The sequence below is a fragment of the Nitrospirota bacterium genome (assembly GCA_016207885.1).
Taxonomy (GTDB): Bacteria; Nitrospirota; Thermodesulfovibrionia; order UBA6902; family UBA6902; genus JACQZG01.
This window is the reverse complement of sequence record JACQZE010000004.1, coordinates 1-24,513: the sequence shown is the minus strand read 5'-3', so window position 1 is coordinate 24,513 and position 24,513 is coordinate 1. Positions and strand designations below refer to the sequence as shown.

31 protein-coding genes are annotated in these 24,513 nt (G+C 43.6%); 23 read left to right on the top strand and 8 right to left on the bottom strand.

The annotated features are described in order from the left end of the window. Positions 1-36: 36 nt before the first annotated feature. Both HY807_02770 and HY807_02765 read right to left on the bottom strand, forming a co-directional pair. On the bottom strand, positions 37-432 hold the full coding sequence (locus HY807_02770) for a PIN domain-containing protein (protein MBI4825330.1): 396 nt from the start codon (positions 430-432) through the stop codon (positions 37-39). Next, complete coding sequence (locus HY807_02765) at positions 416-655, bottom strand: type II toxin-antitoxin system VapB family antitoxin (GenBank protein MBI4825329.1); 240 nt, start codon at positions 653-655, stop codon at positions 416-418. The genes HY807_02770 and HY807_02765 overlap by 17 nt, the downstream gene beginning before the upstream one ends. A 165-nt stretch (positions 656-820) precedes the next feature. Here HY807_02765 and HY807_02760 point away from each other — a divergent pair, with 165 nt between their 5' ends. Continuing rightward, positions 821-1,483, top strand: coding sequence for a cation transporter (locus HY807_02760; protein MBI4825328.1), 663 nt, complete (start codon positions 821-823; stop codon positions 1,481-1,483). Between the two features lie 80 nt (positions 1,484-1,563). On the opposite strand, the gene HY807_02755 is transcribed toward HY807_02760, so the two are convergent. Further along, positions 1,564-1,896 carry a PilZ domain-containing protein gene (locus tag HY807_02755; GenBank protein MBI4825327.1) on the bottom strand — a complete coding sequence of 111 codons (333 nt, stop codon included), beginning with the start codon at positions 1,894-1,896 and terminating at the stop codon, positions 1,564-1,566. A 151-nt stretch (positions 1,897-2,047) separates the two neighbouring features. Between HY807_02755 and HY807_02750 the strand changes: the two genes are divergently transcribed. Beyond that, positions 2,048-2,539, top strand: a complete 492-nt coding sequence (locus HY807_02750) for an Hsp20/alpha crystallin family protein (protein MBI4825326.1) — start codon at positions 2,048-2,050, stop codon at positions 2,537-2,539. A gap of 31 nt (positions 2,540-2,570) precedes the next feature. Then, positions 2,571-2,753: an SAP domain-containing protein gene (locus HY807_02745; protein ID MBI4825325.1), complete on the top strand. Its 183-nt coding sequence runs from the start codon at positions 2,571-2,573 to the stop codon at positions 2,751-2,753. A gap of 30 nt (positions 2,754-2,783) precedes the next feature. On the opposite strand, the gene HY807_02740 is transcribed toward HY807_02745, so the two are convergent. From HY807_02740 to HY807_02725, 4 genes are all read right to left on the bottom strand, one after another. Next, entirely contained in the window at positions 2,784-3,965 is a 1,182-nt protein-coding gene (locus HY807_02740; GenBank protein ID MBI4825324.1) for a (Fe-S)-binding protein, read from the bottom strand. Then, complete coding sequence (gene larE, locus HY807_02735) at positions 3,962-4,810, bottom strand: ATP-dependent sacrificial sulfur transferase LarE (protein ID MBI4825323.1); 849 nt, start codon at positions 4,808-4,810, stop codon at positions 3,962-3,964. Before larE ends, HY807_02740 begins: the two co-directional genes overlap by 4 nt. Positions 4,811-4,889: 79 nt before the next feature. Then, a complete protein-coding gene (locus HY807_02730; protein ID MBI4825322.1) occupies positions 4,890-6,371 on the bottom strand; it encodes an Rne/Rng family ribonuclease in 1,482 nt (493 codons plus the stop codon). Position 6,372: 1 nt separating this feature from the next. Beyond that, positions 6,373-8,814, bottom strand: a complete 2,442-nt coding sequence (locus HY807_02725; protein ID MBI4825321.1) for a TIGR03960 family B12-binding radical SAM protein — start codon at positions 8,812-8,814, stop codon at positions 6,373-6,375. 151 nt (positions 8,815-8,965) lie between these two features. Between HY807_02725 and HY807_02720 the strand changes: the two genes are divergently transcribed. The 4 genes from HY807_02720 to HY807_02705 all read left to right on the top strand — a co-directional run bounded on the left by HY807_02720 (position 8,966) and on the right by HY807_02705 (position 10,545). Continuing rightward, a complete protein-coding gene (locus HY807_02720; GenBank protein MBI4825320.1) occupies positions 8,966-9,259 on the top strand; it encodes a type II toxin-antitoxin system RelE/ParE family toxin in 294 nt (97 codons plus the stop codon). An 18-nt stretch (positions 9,260-9,277) separates the two neighbouring features. Further along, positions 9,278-9,595, top strand: coding sequence for a HigA family addiction module antidote protein (locus HY807_02715; protein MBI4825319.1), 318 nt, complete (start codon positions 9,278-9,280; stop codon positions 9,593-9,595). Between the two features lie 11 nt (positions 9,596-9,606). After that, positions 9,607-9,867, top strand: coding sequence for a hypothetical protein (locus HY807_02710; protein MBI4825318.1), 261 nt, complete (start codon positions 9,607-9,609; stop codon positions 9,865-9,867). Positions 9,868-10,083: 216 nt separating this feature from the next. After that, a complete protein-coding gene (locus tag HY807_02705; protein ID MBI4825317.1) occupies positions 10,084-10,545 on the top strand; it encodes a peptidylprolyl isomerase in 462 nt (153 codons plus the stop codon). Between the two features lie 9 nt (positions 10,546-10,554). Here the strand turns inward: HY807_02705 and bioC are convergent, their stop codons facing one another. Further along, positions 10,555-11,331 carry a malonyl-ACP O-methyltransferase BioC gene (bioC, locus tag HY807_02700; GenBank protein ID MBI4825316.1) on the bottom strand — a complete coding sequence of 259 codons (777 nt, stop codon included), beginning with the start codon at positions 11,329-11,331 and terminating at the stop codon, positions 10,555-10,557. A 70-nt stretch (positions 11,332-11,401) separates the two neighbouring features. Between bioC and HY807_02695 the strand changes: the two genes are divergently transcribed. The 16 genes from HY807_02695 to HY807_02620 form a co-directional block, all read left to right on the top strand. Continuing rightward, a complete protein-coding gene (locus HY807_02695) occupies positions 11,402-12,109 on the top strand; it encodes an alpha/beta fold hydrolase (GenBank protein MBI4825315.1) in 708 nt (235 codons plus the stop codon). 290 nt (positions 12,110-12,399) lie between these two features. After that, positions 12,400-12,615 (top strand): KTSC domain-containing protein, encoded by a 216-nt coding sequence (locus tag HY807_02690; GenBank protein MBI4825314.1) that lies wholly within the window; start codon positions 12,400-12,402, stop codon positions 12,613-12,615. A 1-nt stretch (position 12,616) separates the two neighbouring features. Further along, positions 12,617-13,078, top strand: a complete 462-nt coding sequence (locus HY807_02685) for a hypothetical protein (GenBank protein ID MBI4825313.1) — start codon at positions 12,617-12,619, stop codon at positions 13,076-13,078. Between the two features lie 2 nt (positions 13,079-13,080). Further along, positions 13,081-13,257, top strand: coding sequence for a hypothetical protein (locus HY807_02680; GenBank protein ID MBI4825312.1), 177 nt, complete (start codon positions 13,081-13,083; stop codon positions 13,255-13,257). Continuing rightward, positions 13,258-15,684: a hypothetical protein gene (locus HY807_02675; protein ID MBI4825311.1), complete on the top strand. Its 2,427-nt coding sequence runs from the start codon at positions 13,258-13,260 to the stop codon at positions 15,682-15,684. It abuts the gene before it with no gap. A 208-nt stretch (positions 15,685-15,892) separates the two neighbouring features. After that, entirely contained in the window at positions 15,893-16,129 is a 237-nt protein-coding gene (locus tag HY807_02670; GenBank protein MBI4825310.1) for a hypothetical protein, read from the top strand. Next, positions 16,129-16,515, top strand: coding sequence for a type II toxin-antitoxin system VapC family toxin (locus tag HY807_02665; protein MBI4825309.1), 387 nt, complete (start codon positions 16,129-16,131; stop codon positions 16,513-16,515). Before HY807_02670 ends, HY807_02665 begins: the two co-directional genes overlap by 1 nt. 100 nt (positions 16,516-16,615) lie before the next feature. Then, a complete protein-coding gene (htpG, locus tag HY807_02660) occupies positions 16,616-18,529 on the top strand; it encodes a molecular chaperone HtpG (GenBank protein ID MBI4825308.1) in 1,914 nt (637 codons plus the stop codon). A 33-nt stretch (positions 18,530-18,562) separates the two neighbouring features. Beyond that, entirely contained in the window at positions 18,563-19,231 is a 669-nt protein-coding gene (locus HY807_02655; protein ID MBI4825307.1) for a nucleotidyl transferase AbiEii/AbiGii toxin family protein, read from the top strand. A 76-nt stretch (positions 19,232-19,307) separates the two neighbouring features. Further along, complete coding sequence (locus HY807_02650; GenBank protein MBI4825306.1) at positions 19,308-19,853, top strand: hypothetical protein; 546 nt, start codon at positions 19,308-19,310, stop codon at positions 19,851-19,853. A gap of 18 nt (positions 19,854-19,871) precedes the next feature. Further along, positions 19,872-20,582, top strand: a complete 711-nt coding sequence (locus HY807_02645) for a tetratricopeptide repeat protein (GenBank protein MBI4825305.1) — start codon at positions 19,872-19,874, stop codon at positions 20,580-20,582. A 4-nt stretch (positions 20,583-20,586) separates the two neighbouring features. After that, the gene (locus HY807_02640; GenBank protein MBI4825304.1) at positions 20,587-21,297 is read left to right on the top strand and encodes a YwiC-like family protein; all 711 of its coding nucleotides are present in this window, start codon (positions 20,587-20,589) and stop codon (positions 21,295-21,297) included. A 133-nt stretch (positions 21,298-21,430) separates the two neighbouring features. Beyond that, entirely contained in the window at positions 21,431-21,802 is a 372-nt protein-coding gene (locus tag HY807_02635) for a 30S ribosomal protein S12 (protein ID MBI4825303.1), read from the top strand. Positions 21,803-21,820: 18 nt separating this feature from the next. Beyond that, positions 21,821-22,291, top strand: a complete 471-nt coding sequence (gene rpsG / locus HY807_02630) for a 30S ribosomal protein S7 (GenBank protein ID MBI4825302.1) — start codon at positions 21,821-21,823, stop codon at positions 22,289-22,291. Between the two features lie 15 nt (positions 22,292-22,306). Continuing rightward, positions 22,307-24,385 (top strand): elongation factor G, encoded by a 2,079-nt coding sequence (fusA, locus tag HY807_02625; protein ID MBI4825301.1) that lies wholly within the window; start codon positions 22,307-22,309, stop codon positions 24,383-24,385. A 12-nt stretch (positions 24,386-24,397) separates the two neighbouring features. Further along, positions 24,398-24,513, top strand: a 116-nt coding sequence (locus HY807_02620) for a hypothetical protein (protein MBI4825300.1), incomplete at its 3' end; no start/stop codon positions are given.

The following is a 24,513-nucleotide window of genomic DNA, read 5'->3' as shown; positions in this document are numbered from 1 at the left end:
GGAGGGGAATACAATCATAGCCTATTGTGATGGATGTTATGCCTTATATATTCTTACTCCGGGTATCTGTTTAAAATGCTTGTCGAGGGTGAATACTGAGAGGTTATGTTCTATGGCGATGGATGCGATGAATATGTCTGACTGCGGCAGATTCAACCCTTTCCTTTTTAATAAGGCGGAAAGTTCAGCTGCCTTTCCCCAAAGCGGCTGTGTCATTTCCATATGCTTCATATCCGACAGGGTTTCAAGAATTAATGCCTTTTCATCTCCTGACCTTACTCCCTGCAGCAGTTCAAAGAGTATCACTCCGCAGGTCCATATGGAGTTTTTAATTATAAGCGACTCAAGTTTCTTGCCTGTTAAAGATTCCAGTTTGAAGAACTCTATCCATACGCTTGTGTCAGCTAATATGCCGTTATTTTTTTCTTCCATGTAGTTTCTCCCGTTCTTTCTGCGCTTTCATCTCGAGTTCTTCTTCCTTCTGCCAATCATAATCAATCTGTACTTTGCCTCTTAGCGCGATCAGTTTTTTGATCTTCTTCTGCCGGACAAATTCCTTCATGGCTGCTGTTATCGCCTTTGTCTTGGACTTCTCGCCGGACAGCTTCTGAACTTCAGAAACGAGGTCGTCGGGTATGTTTAATGTCGCACGCATATTATGCACCTCCTTGATATGCATTAATTGTATGCGTGTTTTTAATAAAAAGTCAAACAGATGATACGGTCTGGCCTTTCATGGCTATATAAGGAATTAATCAGAGAGGAAAGTGAAACTACGGTAATTTGATCCCGATAATCTATTATATAGAGGGAAGCATCCATGATAAATTCCAATTCTCAACAACAGAACAGCAAACTTTACTCCACGGCAGCGGCGCTGGCGCTCTTTACGATCTTTTATAACATCATCGAAGGCGTTGTTTCCGTCATATTCGGCATTGAGGACGGGAGCATGTCTCTCTTCGGGTTCGGCGTGGATTCATTTGTCGAGGTGGTCTCGGGCATCGCCATATGGCACATGGTGCGGAGGATCCGGAATAGCGGAACAGAGAATCTTGACCATTTTGAACAGACTGCGCTCAAGATAACAGGAGCCGGATTTTATGTCCTGACCATCGGGCTCTCGATCACCGCTGCTGTCAATCTTTTTCAGGGGCATAAACCGGATACCGCCTTATGGGGTATTGTGGTCTCAATGGTATCCATTGCAGCGATGTGGCTGTTGATACACTATAAGGTAAAGGTCGGGAAGCAGCTCAATTCGGATGCCATTCTCTCGGACGCGGCCTGCACCCGAGCCTGCCTGCGGCTCTCTGTCGTGCTTCTGCTCGCAAGCGCGGGTTATGAGCTGACACATATCGGCTGGATAGATTCAGCCGGGACGTTCGTGATAGCGTGGCTCTGTTATCTGGAAGGGAAGGAAGCTTTCGGAAAAGCAAAGGCAAAAAGCGTCGTGTGCGGTTGTGGATGTAAGAAGGATTAAAAGAGGCCCCTTTGTGTCCCCGCCTACCGGCAGGCAGGTTCCCTTGCTAAGGTGAGAATTATAAATCCCCTCTTAGCAATCTATAAATTCTTTATGAAATGTTTGTATTCAGCAGGCGGGTCTAAAATTTCAGAGCCTATCATGTATATGATCCCGACACTTTTATCGGAAGATATATTCACCCATTTGATATCGCACTTCAGGGTTACTTCAACTGCCGGGCCTGGATGAAATCTCAATCCGAGTATTGTATTGGGAAGAATGCCGTCCACCCTTTCTTCAGGGGCTAATATTATATTTAAGCCTATACCTTCATATGAAACATTATTTATAAAAGCGTCATAGTTATTATCGCCAACGGTAAGCTTGACCCTGATATGTACCTGTTTTCTTTCAGAACGCCTTTTTTCCATGTCGTATTATAGCAGATGACATTTCACAGTTATCAAACTCAGTTATAGATCTATGATAAAAATTACTTGACATCCTGACAATTCCCTGATAATTGTGTAAGAAATATTACTCCATTATGGGAAGATTAATTATTATTTAAGGAGGGAAAAGATGGCAAAGGAGAAGAAGGCTGAAAAAGGAGAGCTTCAGATACAGCGCCCGGCACACTGGCTTTCACCTCTTGAGAGGATGGAGGAGCTTTTTGAGGACTTATACAGAAGGCCTTTCGGGCGGCATTTGATTCCTGGATTTCCAGGCATTTTTGAGAAGGGAGAGTTGTCGCCCTCGGTGGACATCTATGAAGAGAACGGCAATATCGTATTAAAGGCAGAGCTTCCGGGCATGGACAAGAAGGATATAGATGTAAACCTGACGAACAGGTCTGTCACGATCTCCGGCGAGAAGAAGAGAGAGGAGAAGACCGAGAAGAAGGATTATTACAGATATGAAAGCTCATGCGGATCATTCTCCCGTTCTTTTACACTCCCTGCGGAGATACAGGCCGATAAGGCCAAGGCATCCTTTAAAGACGGCGTGCTGAAGATCACTATCCCGAAGACTGAAGAGGCAAAAAAGAAGGAAAAGAAGTTAGATATCGAATAAATAGATATGAACGGACATTATGGGGGATGAAATGAACCTGAAGGATATCAGGAAGATCGCAAAGAAGAACGGCGTAAAAGATTTAAACAAGAAGAAAGACGAGCTTATTCGTTCCATACAAAAGGCAGAAGGCAACTCTGATTGTTTCAGGACTGATGCGTCGATCGGGTGTCCTCAGACTGATTGCCTGTGGAAAGAAGATTGTCTGGCGTGATTTTGAGTAAATAGTGCCGGGTGAGGATTTTCAGCCGTGCATCGCATCATCAACTACTTCAACGATGTGTTTGATCTTTACATCGCTGCCTGTCTCTCTCTTTATATCCTCAAGCTGCATGACACAGCCCGGGCATGATGTTACTACCGTACCGGCATGGGTGTTGTTTATGTTCTCAAACTTCTTTCTTCCTATAGCCCTCGAAAGGTCTTTGTAATTCATGCTGAAGAAACCCCCGAACCCGCAGCACTCATCTGCATTCTTCATCTCTACGAACTCAACACCTTTAATGCTTTTGAGTATCTCCCTCGGTTCTCTTGTCATCTTCATTCCGTACCGTGCATGGCATGGGTCATGGTAAGTTACAACTTCGCGCGGCAGTTCCAGCCCCTGAGTTATATTGTTTTTTATAAAAAACTCGTTCACATCCATTATGTTTGTAATCGTGTCGCCTGTAAGCTCAGGGTATTCTGACCTGATGGTATTTGTACATGTAGGGCACATGCTGATCACGGCTTCAGCCCTTGTCATCTTAAAGGTATTAATGTTCTTTCTTGCCGCCGCCTTTGCCTCATCCTCAAGCCCGGCGCCTCTCATAGGCGCGCCGCAGCATACTTCGCCCTTAAATACTATGACCTCGTATCTCTTTGTGAGGAGGATGTTTACAAGCGCTTCCCCGATATGGGGGTATAAATAATTGATCTGGCAGCCTGTGAATATCGCTATCCTTCCGATCTTTTTTGTATTTTTATAGACCTGTATGCCGTTTTTGAATGGATGAGAAGTAACGGCAGGCATATAGCGCAGCTTTCCTGACCTGTAGAGCGGACGGTACAGTATCTTTTGAAGGACGCTTAAAAGAGAAAAAGTGGTGTCCATGCCTGAAGCTGAATATTGCAGGGCTTTGTTCAGCAGGTTTTTATTACGGTATGAATCCTTAAGAAGTGCCCTTCCATGATATATCATCTCAGGGATATTGATGCCTAACGGGCAAAGGCCCTTGCATGCGCCGCAGAGTATGCAGTTGAATATCCTGTCGGCCAGCACTTTGCTCGGGGCAAGCCCTTCTTTACACAACGCTTCGAGCATAGCGACCCTGCCCCTTGCGCCCATGGATTCATTCAGGGATGTCATGTAGGTAGGGCAGAGTGATTTGCACGTGCCGCATTTTACGCACCTGGAGAGCTCGCTGCAGTATTTTGCGTCATTCATTTCTTTCCTGAACCCTGCCCCTTATTCCCTGTTCCCTCTATCTTTAAATGTTCATTGAATCCTCCGCTGCTGAAACCGCGGAGATCGAGTGTAATATATTTATAACCCAGTGCCTTGAGGTATGCGGTGATCTTTTTTCTGACAGACGCATCAAAGAGTATATGGAATTCATCAGGAAGAACCTCTATCCTGGCTATATCGCCATGGTCTCTCACCCTCAGATCTTTCAGGTTAAATGTTTTTAAATAAGCTTCAGCATGGCCGACCCGCTCGAGCGCTTCAGAGGTGATCTTCTGTCCATATGGGAAGCGTGATGAAAGGCAGGGAGATGATGGTTTGTCCCATGTCCTGAGGCCAAAAGCCTTTGATAGCTCCCTTATCTCGTTTTTGCTCAGGCCGGCTTCCAGTAACGGACTTATTACATTCAGTTCCTCTGCCGCGCGCCTTCCTGGCCGCCAGTCTTTCATATCATCGGCATTGCTGCCGTCAAGGATGTGAGAAAATCCTTCTTCAGACGCTATCTCTTTCAGCTTTGTGAAGAGCTCTTTTTTGCAGTAATAGCACCTGTCGGGCGGGTTATTTGAGTAATTTTCATCCTTCATCTCATCTGATGTGATGATCCTGTGAGGGATATTTAATTCAGCGGTGATCTCTTTTGCGAAAGAGAGCTCTTCTTCAGGAAGGCTTTGGGAGACCGCGGTCACCGCAAGTATCTCTTTAAGCCCGGAGACAGAGGCTGCCTTGAGCAGGAATGTGCTGTCAACACCGCCTGAAAAGGCTATGATGGCCCGATCCATCTTTTTCAGGTTCTTCTTTAATCTGTTGAGCTTCTCACTGGTCTTCATCTGACGGTATCCGCAACAATTCCTTAAGGCAGGATGTGTTTATATTATGACAGGTTCAGCCGGGGATTTGCCAAAGCCTTCACATTATCACCAGTTCGTAGTATTCCTGGTGATAATTCTTGTCGGCTTTGACTATGATCTTGAGATTGTTCTCTTTTTCTATGTTCTCGATCCCCTCTCTCTCTTCTTCATATATAAGATCCACAACAAGAGGGTGGGCAGTGATCACGACCTTACCGTTTCGTTTTGTCGAACCTATCTTTCTGATCTCCCTGAATATCTCGTAGCAGACGGTGGTGGGAGATTTCACGAATCCTTTGCCTTCACAATAGGAGCATGTCTGCGCCAGCACACGGCCGAGGCTCTCCCTTACCCTCTTTCTTGTCATCTCGATAAGCCCGAATTCCGACACCTGCAGTACAGTGCATTTTGCCCTGTCTTTGTTCACAGCTTCCTGAAAGACGTTGAAGAGCTTCTCTTTGTTCTCATCTTTTTCCATGTCAATAAAATCAATGATTATTATGCCGCCAAGATTCCTTAGCCTTATCTGATACGCGATCTCTTTTACAGCCTCGAGGTTGGTCTTGAGTACCGTATCTTCAAGCGAAGCCTTGCCGACATACTTTCCGGTATTGACATCAATTGATATCAACGCCTCGGTCTGGTCGATAACTATGTATCCTCCGGACTTGAGCCATACGCGCCTTCCCAGCGCCTTCGGGATCTCAAGCTCTATGCCATAGGCGTCAAATATAGGTTCAGGGCCTTCGTAAAGATGCACATTGCCGATTAATTTCGGGAAATAATTTTTAATGAAATCAACTATCTTGTCATACTCTTCTTCAGAGTCGATGATAAGCTGGTCGACTTCGAGGCCGAGGAGGTCTCTTACGCTTCTCAGCCCCAGGTCCAGGTCGCTGTAGATAAGGCGGGACGCATCAGGGTTGCCCATCTTGCTCTGGATGTTCTTCCACAGAAGCATAAGAAAGGCTATGTCCTTTTCAATGTCTTCTTCCGTGCATCCTTCGCTCGCAGTCCTTACTATGAAGCCGAAGTTTTCAGGCTTGAGCCTGGTGATTATCTGCATCAGCCTTTCCCTCTCTTCTTCATTGACTATCCTTCGAGAGATGCCGATGTGCTCGACGCCCGGCATCAATACGAGGTGCCTCCCGGGCAGCGTGATATAAGAAGTGACTCTCGCGCCTTTCGTCCCTATAAGGTCTTTTGAGACTTGGACAAAGAGATCCTGCCCTTCCTGAAGCATGTCCTCAATAGGAAGGTTGACAGGTATCGGCTCATCAAGGTCTTCACTGAAGATCGAGTTGTCATAAGATGAGTAAACGTCAGCAGCATGAAGGAACGCCGCTTTCTCAAGGCCTATATCAACGAAAGCCGACTGCATCCCCGGAAGTATCTTTACGATCTTTCCTTTATATACATTGCCGACCAGGCTGGCGTCTTTCTTTCTCTCGATATAGAGTTCGAGCAGCTGGTTGTCAGACTCCAGAAGGCCTACGCGGGTCTCTTCAGGAGTTACGTTCATTATTATCTTTCCGGGCATATTATTGATCCTTTAAAGGTTCTGTCCATTCACCGCTTTCAAGGCCGTAAACATTGGTTCGGCTTATCGTCAGCGCGTATAATTCCTCAGCCGGCTTACAGAGCAAGCCTTTTAATATCTCCCATAGCCTGACTTTTATTCTACCATCATCTCTAAGAGTTAGGTAGAGCTTCCCGTTATTTACTTCTGCTTTCTCAACCAAAGGCCTTATATCCACATCGCCTTTCTCTCTTGACACGGAAACTGAAGCAGACTGCATAAAGGAATTTATATGTTTTTCAGCATCATTGTCAATAAGTATCTCATATCTGTAACGGCATATGAAATCATCCAGCGCTCTGGCCTTTAAAGGTATCATCTCAGCAGTTAACACTTTTAACCCCTCAGGCAGTTCAAGGTTAATCCGGTTCAGGAAATCTGTATGATTCATTATATTTGACAGTTCTATATCAAAATACTCGCTTAGCCCCTCAACCCCTGCCGATAGCGCGGGCCCGAATGATAGCTTCGGGTGCGGGTGAAAACCTGATGAATAACCGACAGGCAGCCTTGCCCTTCTTGCAGCCCTGAGGATAGCGGTCATGACCTCACTGTGAGAAAGGTAACGCATCACCCCGGTCTTTGAATATCTGGCCCGTATCTTTGACGGCGGCAGGTTCTTGTTGATGCTTTGAGTCATAGGAAGCATATCTGTTTGAGCGGGACTGCATTCCGTTATATTCTTTCTGCTTGCGCACTTGAGCCCGCATCCTGTGCATACATCGGTGCAGTCAGGGGTCACGATGCCCTGAAGCGCTTTGTTATATTCAGACCTCAGGAAGTCCGTGGTCACTCCTGTATCTATGAATTCCCATGGCAGTCTCTTATCAAGATCGAATGTCCTGCAGGCATAGCTCTCAAGGTTCATGCCTGACTTTTCCGCTGCCTTTGTCCATTTGTTATAGTCGAACATCTCTGACCAGCCGTCAAAGCGGCATCCTGACCTCCACGCATCCTCCAGAAGGATCGCGCTCTGAGCATCACCCCTTGCAAAGACAGACTCTAAAAGCGTTACTTCAACATGCTGGCCTTTGTAGTTCATGCCCCTCTTCCTCAGCACATTTCTCAGCATATCCTGTTTAGCGCGAAGTTCAACAGAAGGGCTTTGTCCATGCCACTGAAATGGCGTGTGCGGTTTCGGCACGAATGCGGATATGCCGACATTGATATTCACCCGTTTTCCTGTGATCTTTCTGCCCTTTGTCAGGGCTGTCTTTGCCATATCTATTATTCCGTCCAAATCAGCGCGCGTCTCTGTAGGAAGGCCGATCATGAAATAGAGCTTGATACTTTGCCATCCTTCGGAAAAGAGTATCTCGAGCGTCTCGTTATACTCTTCTTCCGTGAAGTCCTTGTTGATGATGTCGCGCAGCCTTTTGGTCCCTGCCTCAGGCGCCATGGTGAATCCGGTCTTCCTGACATTATTTACTTCTTTTAGAAGCTCACGTGTTATAGCGCCTACTCTGAGAGACGGAAGGGCGACAGCGACATGTGAACCTGAACAGGCGCTGTTGATAGACTTTATCAGCGGCAGAAGACTGCTGTAATCGCCTGTGCTCAATGATGAGAAAGATAACTCCTCATGCCCGGTCTTTGTGAGTGAGTTCAGCGCAATGGAGAGGAGATTCTCCTTTGACCTTTCGCGAAGAGGCCTGTAGATCATGCCTGCCTGGCAGAACCTGCATCCCTTTGTGCATCCCCTCGAGATCTCGATAGCTATCCTGTCATGCACAGGTGCGGCATAAGGCACAAGCGGGGCGTCAGGGAACGGCGCATCATCAAGATTCTCAACAATCCGTTTCCTGATCCTGTCCTTTTGGGTATCATGAAGAGAAGGCACATATATCCCCTCGATCTTTGAGAGTGCGGCAAGCTGTCCGGTTTTGTTTTTTATATTTGAGCATGCCTCGATGATCTCAAGGATAGCCTCTTCTCCGTCACCTATTACAAAGGCGTCAATGAACGGCACCAACGGCAGCGGGTTCATAGCACATGGCCCGCCTGCAATCACAAGAGGGTAGCTGTCGTTTCTGTCTTCAGAACGGATAGGAATCCCTCCAAGGTCAAGCATGTTCAGGATATTCGTATAAGAGAGTTCATACTGAAGCGTAAAGCCGATAATGCTGAAATCTTTAAGCGGCCGCCCGAATTCCAGAGAGGTGAGCGGAATGGACTCTTTCCTCATGTGCGCCTCAAGGTCTGTCCACGGGGCAAAGACTCTTTCGGCAGAAGCATCAGGGATGCTGTTTATTATTGAGTAGAGTATCTTCAGCCCCAGATGGGACATCCCTATTTCATATGTGTCAGGAAAGCACAGGGCAACCTTAAGGCCGGCCTCTTTGCGGATGATATTAATCTCATTGCCTATATATTGGCTGGGTCTCTGAAAAGAAGCAAGATTCATAGCCTGTTATTATTTCATAGGGCAGGCTTTAATGCAATTATAGGGGGGATGCGAAGGTGAAAATATTATCTTTATTTTTAGGCATTGCTATATATAACGGATACCGTTATAATTTCATTATGGCGGTGATGTCAAAACGAGAGGAAGCCCGGTGATCAAATCGTTCCGTATCAAGGGCACTGAGGACATTTTTGACAGGAAAAATACCAGCAATGCACGCCATGCCTGTCCGCAGCAAATTTGGCGGGTGGCGCAACGAAAACTTGATCAACTTAATGGCGTCGTTTCCCTGGAATCGTTAAAAATTCCACCGGGTAACCTGCTGGAATCCCTTAGAGATAACCGGAAGGGCCAGCACAGCATACGAATTAACGATCAGTTTCGGGTTTGCTTTGTGTGGACAGACGATGGCGCAGAAAATGTCGAAATTACAGATTATCACTGAATAGTGAGGAGGTAAAAGATGGTTCGCATACCCAGAAATGGTCCGCCGACGCATCCCGGTGAAATGCTGCTGGAGGAGTTTCTCAAGCCGCTGAAAATGACGCAGAGTGAGTTGGCAGAAAAGCTTGGGGTTTCATATCCCCGAGTTAATGAACTGATACATGGGAAGCGGGGGGTAACTCCTGATACAGCTCTTCGTCTGGAGAAACTTTTCGGCATGGATGCTCAGTTTTGGCTTAATTTGCAATTGGCATGGGATCTATATCATCTAACGCACTCCTCAACTGCGAAGGAGATACAAAAGATAAAAAGATTACCTGCCTTTGCACACTTCTGACTATGAAAGTTATGATTAGACCATTGGTTCTGGCATTTGCATTTCTTGTTCTGATCGGTGCGGGATTGTCCTATGCTGAAGGTGAAAAAGAATACTGGAATGGCCCGGGTTGGTATATGACTTGTGTTTGGATTGATGAAGACATCATTGCAGGGCCATACGCGGATGATGCTACATGCATAGGGTTTCTGAAGAGCAGTGATGAATGGTGCGATTATTATTGCGTATATGTGAATGACGAGAATCTCAAGGATTTCGTGCACTATTACTAAAAATTATGGGCGTGTAGTACTGTTTTGCCAGCTTTTATTGCACTTCCGTATTCAATTTGGGTAATATAACTTCTGTTGGAAAATGATAACCAGGGAGGAAGTATGAAAATATTCAAGTTAACACTTTTAGTATTGATGCTTACGGCTGTTTTCACTTTTCATGTTAATGCTGCTGAGACAAAAAACGCTAAGTTTACAAAAGAGGAGATCAAGAAGATGTCAACAACAAAAGCTGTTTTAGATACCAAATTCGGGAAGATAGAGATCAAGTTCTTTCCTGATGTCGCGCCGAATCATGTGAAGAACTTCATTGATCTCGCAAAGAAGGGCTTTTATAACGGCACGACGTTCCACCGCATAATTCCCGGTTTCATGATACAGGGCGGAGACCCGAGCGGAAACGGCACCGGAGGCCCCGGGTATTCAGTCAAGGCTGAGTTCAATGATAAGTCACATAAGCGCGGGATAGTTTCAATGGCAAGATCTTCAAATCCTGACAGCGCGGGTTCCCAGTTCTTCATATGTGTCGCTGATTCCAAATTCCTTGATAAGCAGTACACGGTATTCGGCGAGGTTGTATCAGGCATGGATGCTGTTGATAAGATAGTGAGCCAGCCTCGTAACGCCAGTGATAAACCGAACGAAAAGATCGAGATGAAGGTCAGTGTGGTTGAATAGCAGAAAAGCTTATTTATTGCGGGCTGTGACAAAGAACAGTTGATATGTTGCTGTGCACTCCCCGTGATTTTGTTTGAACCACTCATCCATTGTTCTGAGCATAGATTTGTTAAGACTTAAAGAAGGCCGGCCGCCTGTGGCGCCGGTCTTTTTTATATGCCTGAGAAGGTCAAAGGTTGAGGCATATTTACGCGTTAAATTTACTTCCTCTAAAACCACGCTGTCAAAGATGTCATTCAGCATTGATAATAGATCATCTTTCTGAGAGAAGCTGTGCGCCGGAATCGTTACCTGCCTGCCGTAAAGATGGTCAAGAGCGCCTGAAAGTTCATTAAAGGTTTGAGGGCCGAAGACAGAGAAGATAAGGGTTCCCTGAGGAGCGAGAAGCTTTTTGATGTTCCTAACAGAGTTGTTTATATCATTGAACCACTGGAGCGCTGCGTTAGAAGTTATCAGGTCATACATCTCACCAGTTTCACTGAGCAATTTCTCCGCGTCTTTACAGATGAAGCGCACATTAGGTTTTTCATAGATCTTTGTCATGGCAACATCTATCATGGCACGGGAGAAATCAACCGAGGTAATTGAGGCTTCGGGGAATCTTTCGGCAAGCCGGATAGTATAATTCCCAGTCGCGCCGCCCACTTCGAGAATTGATGCCGGATCAATATGTTCAAGCAGGAGCATAAGCCTTGAGGCTGACTCTTTCTGAACATCAGCATATGTGTCATATGTTTTTGCCGCCTGAGAAAAAGCCGACTCTATTTTGTCTTTTTGCAGTATCATTTTGTGGTATTGTAATTATAGTCTTTCAGGATTAGATTAGACCAGATTTGCTGCAGAAAGGATCTTCATTGTGAAAAAAATAATTATTGTTTCAGGCTGGGCGTCTCCAAAAGAGTCATTGCAAAAACTTTCTGATGCATGTTCAGTCTTCTCTGATGTCCTGATGGTATCAATACATGATCTCTCTTCAGGTTATGCCACGGGACTTGTGGATATCATCAATGACGCAGGCGGAAACTGTCTTCTGGTCGGCTGGTCAACAGGCGGGATGGCAGTTCTGGAGGCTGCTGTTCATTGCCAAAATAAGATAGACGGCATGATTTTAATAAGCGCTGCATCCAGGTTCACTTCATGTAAGGATTATGATCTCGGAACTTCTCCTTCTGTATTGCGTGCCATGATAAGCGGGATTAAAAAGGATGCAAGAACAACGCTCATTAATTTTCTGATAAATACTCACAAACCGTTTGTAGAAGATATGGATTCACTTGAAAGAGAAGCAGATGCGTCTTGTCTGATAGGAAATGAAGAATTGATTAAAGGGCTTCGATATCTTCAGGATACAGACCTGCGAGATTTGCTGGGAAACATTAAGATACCTGCAGTTGTAATTCACGGCAAAGAAGATTCCATAATCCCTTGGCAGGCAGGCAGGTTTCTGTCAGAAAGACTTCCTAAAGCTTCATTTAAATTGATCGAGCGCGTGGGACATGACCTGCCGATACGGTTTTTCGGATCAATTGTGAAAGAGGTCCGGCGATTTATGAAAACAATATAGTTGCCTTGACAATATATTGGTGTGTCACCCCTCTTTGGCAAAGAGGGGCAAGGGGAGATTTTCTAATAAATAATAATTGAAAAGAGAAATAAAATGAGCCTTGATGAAAAGTTCTCTGAATCATCTTTGATCCTATAGAAATGTGCCGTTTGCTATGTATGTAAGTTTTTTCGCAGGCGTAAAATCGGAAATGGTATAATTCATAAAATTCAAAGAGAACGGACGAAGCAAACGCCATAGAAGAAGCGGCTATTCTTAAATTGAAAGACATGCTTCAGAGGAGGTAGAACATGAATAGAACTGCGGTATCATCGTCAAATCTTGCGTCAGTTGGTTATGACCCTGAGAGTATGGTTTTAGAGATTGAGTTTCACAGTGGAGGCATTTATCAATATTCCAATGTGCCGGAATCAAAATATGAAGGGCTGATGAAAGCCGGTTCTCATGGAACATACTTTGATACTTATATAAAAAAGGGAGGATACAGGTTCAAGAAAATTAGGTGAGATGAAAGTATTTAAGATCAATTTTGACAGACAACAGGACTTTGAATTAAGGAATATCAAGCCATTGATAGGCATATGCGGTCTTTATTTTATCTTTTTGAAGGAGACTGAAATGCCATATCCCTTTGGTAAGTCGAGTCTGATATATATAGGCATGAGCGAAAAGAAGACTAACAGTATAGGCAAGAGGCTTTCTGATCACTATGAGGGTGTTTCAGGGAATGAAGGTATTTCCAACTATCGAAAATCTGAAGGGCTATATTTTACATATCTCAATTTTGAAATGCTGAAGCAGATATGGAAATACCGCATAGAGGATTTAGAAAGTTATTTTATCCTTGATTTTCTGGATAAATACGGCGTATATCCTATTTGTAATAACAAGAGCGGATTTGAGATCAAAAAACATGATGTGCCGATGACTCTTGAAATTGCCTGGAAGTATTTTGAAAAGAGGGGGTAACTATGACGAATGAAATAAAAAGCGGACAGGCGATACTCGATGAGTTCTTTCCTCAGATTGAGAATATTGACGGTGTAAATAAAGAAGTTGCCTCCGTTATTTTAAGGCTATATCAAGAGGGCAACCTGACAAACACAAATCTATCCAATGAATTGAGCACGGTTAGAGAGAAGCAATAAATGAAGATTAAGAGCCTTGAAATAAGTAGTTTTAGAGGAATCAGAAGGGATATTAGAATAGATATTGAATCATCTAAGTCAGTGCTTATTTATGGCGATAATGGCAGCGGAAAAAGCTCTATCGCAGATGCCTTTGAATGGTTTTATTACGATAAAATTGAACATCTTTCGACAGAGGAAATTGGAACCAAGGGGGTGTCTGCCCTCAGAAATATCTTTCTGCCAGATAGTGACGATGCTTATGCTACGTTGAACTGCTCAGATTCAAAATGCGACAGTCGGAAAAAGTTGTTTTATAAAAAATCAAAGCTAACCAGCGAGCACTCAAATACTTCTCAGGATTTTAAAGATTATCTGAACGCATCTTTACGAGAAAATCTTATCCTTAGGTACAAAGATTTATCGAGGTTTATTTTATATACCAAGGCACAGAAGCTCGAAGAAATATCTCAGATAATAGGTTTTTCCGAGGTGTCCAAGATAAAAGGTGTTTTGAAAAAGGCTGTTAATGATTTAAAGAAAGAACTAAAAATAAAAAACTACGACAATTATATAAATATTAAGCAGGCTCAGATAATAGAACAAATAGGCCAAAATATTATTGACGATGAACAATACCTAAATGCTATTAAAGAATTGGTTGTGCCTCTGAACCTGCTTATTGAAATTAAAGACGATGCAAGCATTGATAGAATATTGGAGTTTCTAAAGAAACCGGAAGATACAGAGGCTATTGCACAGCAGCTTTCATATGAAAAAGTTATTGAGAATTTGAATTGCTTCACGGCTTCTTCTAATAGTGGTTGCTCGTCTTACAAGGCATTCTATGAAAAGTGTCAGCAGATTGCAAGAGATCAGGAAAAACTCAAAAAAATAAATCTTGAACCTTTATTATCACAAGGGCTTTCTATTCTTGAGAAGAAATTGTATGAAGATGATAAATGCCCGCTTTGCTTAGAGGATAAAAGCAGAGAGGAACTGATTGATGAGTTAAGAAAGAGACTTGAAGAATTAGCTATTGTTAAGAAAGAAAAAGACGCAGCAATAGAGGATAAAAATACAACGCATCGGATTATTCAAGGGGCATTAACAGAGATAGAAACTGCTTTAAAAGAAAAATGTTTGCTCTTAGAGGAAAACACTGCTATACGAAAAGAAATTGAACAAATAAAAGAGACAACGTCAACTGCATTGGAAAAAATCAAAAAGGCATCCCTTGCAGAGCTTGAACTAATAAATAAGCCTGAGGATTTTATCAGTTTAGATATACCCGCTATTCAAACTATAATTTCTGCCCTTGCAGCTAAAAAGGAAAAAATAATTACTGGAAAGAAAGATGACCTCACATTCACAGCATATAGCAAGATAAGCTCTGTCAGACAGTCTTATAATGAGATTAAATTCATGAAAAAGGCTTCGGAAATTCTTACACAGCAGCAGCAGTCTATGGAGCTTATTTATAACGAGTTTGTAAAAAAGCAAAGAGAAGGTCTTTGCTCATTTTTAGAGTCAATATCCAAAGACATAAATGACCTCTACTTATTTATGAATGCCTCTGAAAATGTTAGTGAAATAGAACTGGTTCCTCTTGATGAGGATGATGAGTTTGTAGGAATAACCCTTCAATTTAAATTTCACGGCCAACCGGAATCACCACCCCACAAGTATTTAAGTGAATCTCATTTGAATTGTCTTGGTATATGTCTGTTTTTAGCATCTGTAAAGGCGTTTAACAAGTTCAATAGGTTTATTGTTTTAGATGATGTAATATCCAGTTTTGATATCAACCATCGAGCACGATTCGCAAGGCTTTTGATAGAGAAGTTTAGTGACTATCAGATAATTCTCTTCACCCATGAAAGAGATTGGTTCGAAATTGTTTTAAATATGGTCAAAGGGAAAAACTGGCTGATTAAGAAAATGCGATGGGATCATGATACTGGAGCAAGTATTGAAGAGCCTTTGACCGATATTAAGGCAAAGATTGAGGCCAAGCTTGAAAACTCAGACTCTTCAGAATTAGGGAACATGATACGAAAATATCTTGAACGTCTTTTAAAGAATGTCTGCTTGAATCTTGAGGTCAAGGTAAGATTTCTTTTTAACGAGCATAATGAAAACAGAATGGCCAATGAATTGCTCTCAGAATTAAGAGGCAAACTTAAGGATAGGAAATGTGAATTGAAAGATCAGGCTGTTTTTGAAAGACTTAATGCTTCTCTATTCCTCGGCAACAGGACATCGCATGACAGCACCTTTTCTGAAAGTATTGATGATCTGAAAATGTTTTACGCTGATGTTTTGGAATTGGAAAGGCTTTCCAAATGTTCAAAATGTAATAATTTCATTTCAAAAAAACATTATGACGCTGTTGGAAATTTAATGCAGTGTTCTTGTGGGAATTTGAAATTTACTTGGAAAAAGTAATCCCGCAGGGTAGACAATTGAATGGAGGAGTGGAAATCAAAGAATCATGCTCATTCAATCTGAAGCAGACGTTTTATTTGCAATGCTCAACAAGCCAAAAACAGACAATTCTGCGCTTTTTCCTCATGCCGGGGGAAAGCACTTGTGGATTATAAAAGCACTCAATGATGAATTTATGAGATAATAATATATCTAAGAGGAGGTTAATATGCAGCCAAGTTATAAAGAGAAAATATTAAAGGATCTCGAAAAAATTCCTGCCGACAAGCTGCCGAATGTGTACCGGATTATCCATTTATTGACCGATGAGATTAAGGCAGGCGTAAAAAAAACAGGTAAACGGGTTTCATTACGCGGGATATGGAAGGGCAGCCAGATTGATGATTCACTGTTTACTGAGGCCAGGAAGTCACTTTTTCCATATGAAAAAGGCAGGGGCATCTAATGGACTATGTAACCGATACTCATTCGCTTGTCTGGTACTTTACAGATGACAGCCGGTTGAGCAGTGACGCACTTAAGGCTTTTCAGGCGTCAGAAGAAGAAGGAACCGTATTTGTGCCCGCTGTTGTTCTGGCCGAGATAATGTTTATCGCAAGAAAAGGCAGGATTACGATTTCGTTTGAAGATACACTTAAGCGAATTGAAGAAAATGGAAGCTTTGAAATTGTTCCCTTAAATGTGGAAATATTGAGGGCCGCAGACAAAATTGAAGCCGATCTGGAGATGCATGACAGACTGATAGCTGCGACTGCTTTGTATAACAATTCATCTTTGATCACGAAGGATGAAACCCTGCGAGCGTCTGGGGTTGTTTCAACGATTTGGTAACATTGCAATCGCCGCGCCTTTCATTGACTTTCCTCCGCTTTTTAAATTATATATATGTTTGTGTTTTTAAATTCATATTTAACTCAGCGAGGTAACTCTAATGACTAAACAGACAATGGAATTCAGGACAGAGACAAAGCAGATACTTGATCTGATGATTCACTCTCTATACTCGCATAAGGAGGTCTTTCTCAGAGAGCTTATCTCTAACGCGTCTGACGCTATCGACAAGGCGAGTTATGAATCCCTGACGAACAAGAACATGCTTGAAGATGATAAGGAGTGGAAGATAAAGATATCCGCAGACAAGTCCGCCGGGACGCTGACCATAAGCGACAACGGGATCGGCATGACAAAGGAAGAGGCTATTGCGGAGATAGGCACCATCGCCCACTCCGGCACAAAAGAGTTTCTTGCTGCGATACAGAGCAGGGAGGTTAAGGACAATCCTGAACTCATCGGTCAGTTCGGCGTGGGGTTTTACGCGTCATTTATGGTTGCGGACAGGGTTACAGTGCTTTCGAGAAAGGCAGGCCATGATAAGGCTACAGGTGTAAGATGGGAATCAGCGGCTGACGGTACTTTTACGGTTGAGGATGCTGCAAAAGATATGAAAGGAACGGATGTTATCCTGCATCTCAAGGAAGAGGATAAGATGTATCTTGATGAGTGGACGATACGGGAGACTGTCAAGAAATACTCCGACTTCATCGAACACCCTGTAGTTATGGATATTGAGCGTGAGGAAGAGAGCACCGTCGTGAAAGGTGAGAAGATTAAAATTAAAGAGGAAGAGAAGCTCAATTCCCAGAAGGCGATATGGCTTAAACAGAGATCAGATGTCTCTGCCGACGAATACAATGAATTCTATAAGCACATTGCGCATGATTTTTCCGACCCGGCAAAGGTCATACACTTCAGGGCTGAAGGGAATTACGAGTTTGCGGCGCTTCTCTATATTCCGGCAAAGAGGCCCTTGGATATTTTATACAAGGAGTACAAGATGGGCCTCGCCCTCTATGTGAAGAGGGTGAAGATCATGGATCATTGCGAGGAACTTATCCCTCCTTACCTCAGGTTTGTGAAAGGAGTCGTTGACTCGTCAGACCTGCCGCTGAATGTTTCAAGGGAGATGCTTCAGAACAACCGGCAGATCGATATCATAAAGAACAACCTTACCAAGAAGATACTTGATACCCTCGCTGAGATGAAGAACAATGATTATGACGAATACCTGAAGTTCCATTATGACTTTGGAAGGGTGCTTAAGGAGGGGATTCACTTTGACTTTCAACGAAGAGAGGCTATAGCAGAGCTGCTTCTGTTCCAGTCCACCAGGGCCGAAGGCGATAAGCTCAGGACTATCCATGACTATGTTAAGGATATGAAAGAGGGGCAGGGCGAGATATTTTACATAACAGCTGCCTCACTTGATGAGGCCCTTAATTCTCCTTATCTGGAGGCTTTTAAGGAGAAAGACTATGAGGTTCTCATAATGCTGGATGATATTGATGATATCGTAATGAGCTCTCTTGAGTATAAAGGGAAGAAGCTGAAATCGGTGATCAAGGGCGATGTTACGCTGGACAGTAACAATAAAGAGGAGAAAGAGAAGGCAGGGAAGAAGTATAAGGCGCTCCTTGACCTTATAAAAGACCGGCTGAAGGATGATGCGAAGGATGTGCGGCTTTCAGGAAGGCTCAGGGATTCCGCGTGCTGCCTCGTGGCGGATGAAGGGGAGATGGACGCACAGGTTGAGAAGCTTTTGAGGCAGATGGGCCAGGATGTGCCCAGAAATCTTAGGATACTTGAGATAAACCCTGCACATCCGATATTGCATTCCATGAACGGTATGTTTGAAAAAGACAAGAACAGCCCGATACTTCAGGAGTACGTAGACCTTCTTTACAATCAGGCGCTTCTGCTTGAGGGTTCCAAGCCGAAGGATTCGGCCGCATTTGCAAAGGCTGTTGCAAAACTTATGGTTGATAATGCCGGGCATAACGACAATTAGCATCATCTTTTCATATATGAGTATCTAACCCATATGACGATACATATCCATAAAGAGTGCCTCTCTGATGCAGGCTGGAAGGTTCTGCGCAGCCTCAAGGATATAATCAAAAAATATCATGGGACAATGGCAGGAGGAACTGCACTGGCATTGCAGATAGGTCACAGGATATCCGGCAACCTGGACTTTTACACAGACATCTGCTTCAGTATGGAATCCCTGATTGCAGATATAAGAAGGACCGGCCGGCCTTTTAATATTATTTCCGAGGAAGACGGATATCTTTTTGCTGAAGTGGATGGTGTGAGATTCTCTCTGCTTGAATATGATTACCCGTTCATTCAGGAGACGTTATCTGTTGAGGGTATCCGGGTCGCCGGTGTTCTGGATATAGTCACCATGAAACTTATGGCTGTAAGCCAGAACGGCACCAAAGGTGATTTTGCGGACATTTATTTTGTCCTGAAAGATACCCCTTTCACTGATGTCGCCTGGCACATGGTGAAGCGCTTTGGCAAAGAACGGGTGAATGCCATTGATATAGGCCGGTCGCTTGTTGATTTTTCCGGCGCTGATTTTAATCCTGAGCCTGTGTACATGAAGGGCCATAAAGTCAGCTGGGACGAGGTTAAGGTTCTTTTTAAGCGGGAATCGAAACAGTTTTCTTCTGACCTGGAAAGAGTGCTTGTATCCGGCAAATAACTTCCTTTTTTCCATAATCTCCCCATTTGATTTACAATAAATACAGATCGATCAGATACTACATGAGGAGGGTATTATGAAAAGAACGCTTTTGTTAATAGCACTGCTCTTTAGTTTTGTTTCAACCGGCCATTCCGAGGTTTTAGATGTCTTTCATTTTTCCGGAAATGAATGGGTTAAATGGGACATCCCGTCCAAGTATGGTTTTATAGGCGGTTTTATAGCCGGAGGGGCGTATGTAGCCATCAGCAGCCAGGCTGATATGATCAATAAGGACATGAAAAATGAGGAGGTATCCACAAAAATAACCGGGGAGAAGAAGGATGAAATAACTTCACTTATCATGTATCTTCAGGATGATAATGAGAAGGACTTGACCCGCTTTTTTATCAAAGGTATAGCAAGTGATAAGCTTGTTGCCGGGCTGGATGAGTTGTACGTCAATCCTCATCATCGCAGTATCAAGGTGGTAGATGCCATTTATCTCGTAAGAAAGCAGATAGAAGGCGCTTCTTCTGATGAGATAAACGCTACTCTTGAGTATCTGATCTCCGGGAAGGATATTAAGAAATTGCATTTCACAGACAAGAACGGTAAATTTCAGGCTGTAACATTTCCTTGATCAGATTAATATTAAAAGGTGAAAGTTTATTCTGGAAAGATGAAGATATCCTTTTTTAGCGGCAGGCTTTTCTTAGCGCATATTGTAATCCTTAATTTCATATTGCTTATGTTTGCAGGGGTCTCTGATGCCGTGTTAAATACTGCAATTGAAAACGATACTATTGCTGCTACAGAAAGCCGGGATGCAGGGATACAATTCGATATAGGGCTCAGCTATGCCAGGATAGGCAAGTATAGTGAAGCTGCAGACGCTTATAAGGAGGCGGTCAGGCTCAAGCCTGACTTTGCTGAGGCATATTTCAACCTCGGCATTAACTACAGCAACATGGAGTTGTACAGAGAAGCGGTCGCTGCCTATAAAGAGGCGATCCGGCTTAAGCCTGATTTTAGTGAAGCTTATATCAATCTCGGCTGGAACTACGGCACCCTCGGTATGCACAAGAATGCTGCAGCAGCTTATGAAAAGGCCCTGGAAATAAGCCCTGGGGATGTTGATATTTATTATGACCTCGGTTTTAACTATGCACTGCTGATGAGATTTGAAGAAGCTGTGGAGGCTTATGAGAAATTTATAAATTTCAGGCCTGATAATGCCGAGGCATATTATAATCTTGGGATCGCCTATATTGCACTGCATGACAGTGATTCTGCCCATGAGATATATGAAAAGCTTAAATTGTTAGATAACCGTGCGGCGCAGGAGCTGATGGATCTGATAGAGAAATAATGCCATGAGAATCCCTTTAGTTAAAGAGCATGGCGCATGGTTTGTTTTTGTGTTGTCCTGTGCTGCCGGGATTTTGGCCGCAAAGACTATCAGCGAGTATGGAACATTATTTAAGATACTTCTGACCTCGGCAGGCATTGCGCTTCTTATTAATTCTAAGGCGTTACTTTCCCCTCTTGTCAAAGGCAGGCGTATGGATAAAGCTGCTCTGGCATGGACAGCCTTATTTCTAACTTCAGGTCTGCTTCTTCTGTCGCCGTTCTTGGAAAGAGGCCTGACGCATTTCATTGTATTTTCCCCTCTTGTTGTTTTTTACCTGTTCTTCATTGCTGTCAACAGGGAGCATCTTCTTATAGCTGAACTTGCAGGTTTTTCATTGCTGACCATGGCTGCGCCGATTATTTTTTTTATGGCAACCGGAGTCTTATCATTAAAACTTTATGTTGCTGTGTTCCTCTTCTTTGGCGCTGGAGTATTCAAGGTAAGAATGAGGATGAAAAAGACGGCCTTCTTCAGAGCGGTAATGGCCACTTACTGTTTCTCTGTTTTGATCATTTATTATTACAGAAATATACCCTGCATAATGCTGCTTCCTTTGCTGGAGAACATTGCAAATGCCATATGGTTCAGAGATGAGAAATTGAAGGTTACAGGTAATGTCGAGCTTGTAAAAGGCATTATGTTTTTAACACTTTTATATCTTTTTTATATATAATAAACCCCCACATCTTCAGGTATTTATCTTTTTATCTCTCAACCTGTTGACAAAAAAAGTATTAATTGATATTCTGTATAGTCTTACAACTGGTTTATCAAAAGCAGTGCTTGAAGGGTAAAACGGAGGGAACGTGCCGACAATACAACAACTGGTAAAAAATGGCAGGAAGAAAGTGGTGAGTAAGGCCAAGGGCCCGGCTCTGATGGAATGTCCTCAGAGAAGAGGGGTCTGCACCAGGGTCTATACAACCACTCCGAAGAAACCGAACTCAGCTCTTAGAAAAGTTGCAAGGTTAAGACTTACCAATAAGATGGAAGTGACCGCATATATCCCGGGAGTCGGCCACAATCTTCAGGAGCATTCCATAGTCCTGATAAGAGGCGGCAGGGTTAAAGACCTTCCCGGTGTCAGATATCATATTGTAAGAGGCACGCTGGATACATTAGGTGTTACTGAACGCAGACAGGGACGCTCGAAGTATGGAGCAAAGAGACCAAAATAATTACCAAAGGTAAAAAAAATGCCAAGAAGAAAAGTAGCAGATAAAAGAGAGATCCTCCCGGATCCGATACATAACAGCAAGGTCGTGAGCAAGTTCATTAACTCGCTCATGAAAGAAGGGAAAAAGTCTGTGGCAGAAAAGATCTGTTACGGCGCGCTGGATATTATCAAGGAAAAGACCGGGAATGACCCGTTAAAGGTTTTCAAGTCTGCGCTTGATAATGTCAAGCCGGCAGTAGAAGTTAAGTCCAGGCGTGTCGGGGGAGCTACCTACCAGGTGCCTACTGATATAATGCCGGACAGGCGCCAGGCTTTGGCTTACAGGTGGATAATTAGTTTTGCTGCAAAACGCCCCGGAAAGACTATGAGAGAAAAACTGGCTGCAGAATTAATGGATGCGGCAAATAATACAGGATCCTCTATTAAGAAGAGGGAAGACACTCACAAGATGGCAGAGGCCAACAAGGCTTTTGCCCACTACAGATGGTAGGTTATGGAAGCGGTTATGACATCTATATCACTGGATAAGACAAGAAACATCGGGATAATGGCGCATATAGATGCCGGCAAGACCACTACGACCGAGCGCATCCTTTATTATACGGGTGTGACATATAAGATTGGAGAGGTTCATGAGGGCACAGCTGTTATGGACTGGATGGTTCAGGAGCAGGAGAGGGGCATAACGATCACTTCTGCGGCAACAACCTGTTTCTGGAATGATCACAGAATTAATATTATTGATACCCCGGGACATGTTGACTTCACTATTGAAGTGGAACGTGCTCTCAGGGTTTTGGACGGAGCAGTTGCTGTCTTTGATGCTGTTTCAGGAGTTGAGCCGCAATCTGAGACAGTATGGCGCCAGGCAGAGAAGTACAGGGTTCCCAGGATAGCGTTCATCAATAAGATGGACAGGATCGGCGCTGATTTCTTCATGAGCGTCAATTCCATGGTCAGCAGGCTGGGAGCTAATCCTGTTATTTTCCAGATGCCTGTTGGAAGCGAGGATCAATACAAGGGTTCTGTTGACCTCGTAAAGATGAAGGCATATATATATGATGCTGAAGATCTTGGGGCTACATACCGCGAATGTGATATACCAGATGATTTGATCCCAATGGCTATTCAATACAGAGAGAAGATGATTGAGGCTCTTGCTGATGTTGATAATGAGATAATGGAGAAGTTTCTGGCAGGGGAAGATGTCGAAAGCGCCCTGTTAATGAAAGCTCTGAGAAAAGGCACCAATGAGTTAAAAATTACCCCGGTCATTTGCGGTACAGCATTTAAAAATAAGGGAGTCCAGCAGCTCCTTGATGCAATTGTAGACTTTCTTCCTTCTCCTTTAGATGTCCCGCCAATAATGGGAATTGATCCTGGTTCAGACAATGAGGTAGTCAGAAGGCCTGATGACAACGAGCCGTTCTCTGCCCTTGCGTTTAAGATAATGACCGACCCGTTTGTGGGGCAGCTTACTTTCTTAAGGGTTTATTCAGGTGTTTTAGAGACCGGATCCTACGTTTATAATTCTTCGAAAGATGTGAAAGAGCGTATAGGCAGGCTTGTTAAGATGCATGCAAATAAGAGGGAAGATATTAAGGATGTACATGCAGGTGATATAGTTGCTGCAGTAGGATTAAAGAGCACCTTGACAGGCGACACGCTTTGTTCCGAGGATCACCCCGTTATACTTGAAAAAATGGAATTTCCTGCTCCTGTTATATCTGTTGCAATCGAGCCGAAGACAAAGGCGGATCAGCAAAAGCTTTCTATCGCACTTGGAAAACTTGCACAGGAAGACCCTTCATTTAAGGTCTCTTTTGACGAAGAGACCGCCCAGACAATTATTTCAGGTATGGGTGAGCTTCATCTTGAGATAATAGTCGACAGGCTTATCAGGGAATTTAAGGTAGGCGCCAATATCGGGAAGCCTCAGGTAGCTTACAGAGAGACAATAAAAAAGAAAACAAAGGCAGAAGGTAAATTTATAAGGCAGTCCGGAGGCCGCGGCCAATACGGTCATGTGGTGATAGATATGGAACCGCTTGCGCCGGGCGGTGGGTTTGAGTTCGTTAATAAGGTAGTCGGCGGTTCAATACCGAGAGAATATATTTCCGCTGTTGAAAAGGGAGTCAAGGAGGCGCTTGAAAACGGGGTGATGGCAAGTTTCCCTGTTGTTGATGTGAAGGTGACTCTCATTGACGGCTCGTATCATGAGGTTGACTCATCTGAAATGGCATTTAAGATAGCAGGGTCGATGGCATTTAAGAGCGGAGCAAAAAATGCATCCCCGGCTTTGCTCGAGCCTATAATGGTAATAGAGGTTGTAACTCCTGAAGAGTATATGGGGGATGTTATCGGCGATCTGAATTCAAGGCGCGGGAAGATACAGAGCATGCAGCAGAGGGGGCCGGTTCAGGTAATAACTTGTCATGCTCCTCTTTCTTCAATGTTTGGTTATGCTACTGATTTGAGATCTAACACGCAGGGCCGTGCTAATTATACAATGCAGTTTGAGCACTACGAGGAAGTCCCGAAAAATATTTCAGAAGATATAATCTCCAAGGCCAAAGGGGAATAAAGGAGGGGAGTAATGGCAAAGGCGAAATTTGACAGAGGGAAGCCGCACGTTAACGTAGGAACAATAGGGCATGTTGACCATGGGAAGACGACATTAACGGCAGCTATAACTAAATATTTGGCATTTGG

What these genes read in the sequence shown, in the direction of transcription:
- HY807_02655 (MBI4825307.1), top strand. Translation starts at nt 18,563, where the DNA reads ATGACGATACATATCCATAAAGAGTGCCTCTCTGATGCAGGCTGGAAG.
- HY807_02755 (MBI4825327.1), bottom strand. Translation starts at nt 1,896, where the DNA reads ATGGAAAAAAGGCGTTCTGAAAGAAAACAGGTACATATCAGGGTCAAG.
- htpG (MBI4825308.1), top strand. Translation starts at nt 16,616, where the DNA reads ATGACTAAACAGACAATGGAATTCAGGACAGAGACAAAGCAGATACTT.
- HY807_02670 (MBI4825310.1), top strand. Translation starts at nt 15,893, where the DNA reads ATGCAGCCAAGTTATAAAGAGAAAATATTAAAGGATCTCGAAAAAATT.
- HY807_02665 (MBI4825309.1), top strand. Translation starts at nt 16,129, where the DNA reads ATGGACTATGTAACCGATACTCATTCGCTTGTCTGGTACTTTACAGAT.
- bioC (MBI4825316.1), bottom strand. Translation starts at nt 11,331, where the DNA reads ATGATACTGCAAAAAGACAAAATAGAGTCGGCTTTTTCTCAGGCGGCA.
- HY807_02750 (MBI4825326.1), top strand. Translation starts at nt 2,048, where the DNA reads ATGGCAAAGGAGAAGAAGGCTGAAAAAGGAGAGCTTCAGATACAGCGC.
- HY807_02690 (MBI4825314.1), top strand. Translation starts at nt 12,400, where the DNA reads ATGAATAGAACTGCGGTATCATCGTCAAATCTTGCGTCAGTTGGTTAT.
- HY807_02745 (MBI4825325.1), top strand. Translation starts at nt 2,571, where the DNA reads ATGAACCTGAAGGATATCAGGAAGATCGCAAAGAAGAACGGCGTAAAA.
- HY807_02725 (MBI4825321.1), bottom strand. Translation starts at nt 8,814, where the DNA reads ATGAATCTTGCTTCTTTTCAGAGACCCAGCCAATATATAGGCAATGAG.
- HY807_02770 (MBI4825330.1), bottom strand. Translation starts at nt 432, where the DNA reads ATGGAAGAAAAAAATAACGGCATATTAGCTGACACAAGCGTATGGATA.
- HY807_02710 (MBI4825318.1), top strand. Translation starts at nt 9,607, where the DNA reads ATGATTAGACCATTGGTTCTGGCATTTGCATTTCTTGTTCTGATCGGT.
- HY807_02760 (MBI4825328.1), top strand. Translation starts at nt 821, where the DNA reads ATGATAAATTCCAATTCTCAACAACAGAACAGCAAACTTTACTCCACG.
- HY807_02685 (MBI4825313.1), top strand. Translation starts at nt 12,617, where the DNA reads ATGAAAGTATTTAAGATCAATTTTGACAGACAACAGGACTTTGAATTA.
- larE (MBI4825323.1), bottom strand. Translation starts at nt 4,810, where the DNA reads ATGAAGACCAGTGAGAAGCTCAACAGATTAAAGAAGAACCTGAAAAAG.
- rpsG (MBI4825302.1), top strand. Translation starts at nt 21,821, where the DNA reads ATGCCAAGAAGAAAAGTAGCAGATAAAAGAGAGATCCTCCCGGATCCG.
- HY807_02765 (MBI4825329.1), bottom strand. Translation starts at nt 655, where the DNA reads ATGCGTGCGACATTAAACATACCCGACGACCTCGTTTCTGAAGTTCAG.
- HY807_02680 (MBI4825312.1), top strand. Translation starts at nt 13,081, where the DNA reads ATGACGAATGAAATAAAAAGCGGACAGGCGATACTCGATGAGTTCTTT.
- fusA (MBI4825301.1), top strand. Translation starts at nt 22,307, where the DNA reads ATGACATCTATATCACTGGATAAGACAAGAAACATCGGGATAATGGCG.
- HY807_02640 (MBI4825304.1), top strand. Translation starts at nt 20,587, where the DNA reads ATGAGAATCCCTTTAGTTAAAGAGCATGGCGCATGGTTTGTTTTTGTG.
- HY807_02740 (MBI4825324.1), bottom strand. Translation starts at nt 3,965, where the DNA reads ATGAATGACGCAAAATACTGCAGCGAGCTCTCCAGGTGCGTAAAATGC.
- HY807_02650 (MBI4825306.1), top strand. Translation starts at nt 19,308, where the DNA reads ATGAAAAGAACGCTTTTGTTAATAGCACTGCTCTTTAGTTTTGTTTCA.
- HY807_02730 (MBI4825322.1), bottom strand. Translation starts at nt 6,371, where the DNA reads ATGCCCGGAAAGATAATAATGAACGTAACTCCTGAAGAGACCCGCGTA.
- HY807_02715 (MBI4825319.1), top strand. Translation starts at nt 9,278, where the DNA reads ATGGTTCGCATACCCAGAAATGGTCCGCCGACGCATCCCGGTGAAATG.
- HY807_02705 (MBI4825317.1), top strand. Translation starts at nt 10,084, where the DNA reads ATGTCAACAACAAAAGCTGTTTTAGATACCAAATTCGGGAAGATAGAG.
- HY807_02675 (MBI4825311.1), top strand. Translation starts at nt 13,258, where the DNA reads ATGAAGATTAAGAGCCTTGAAATAAGTAGTTTTAGAGGAATCAGAAGG.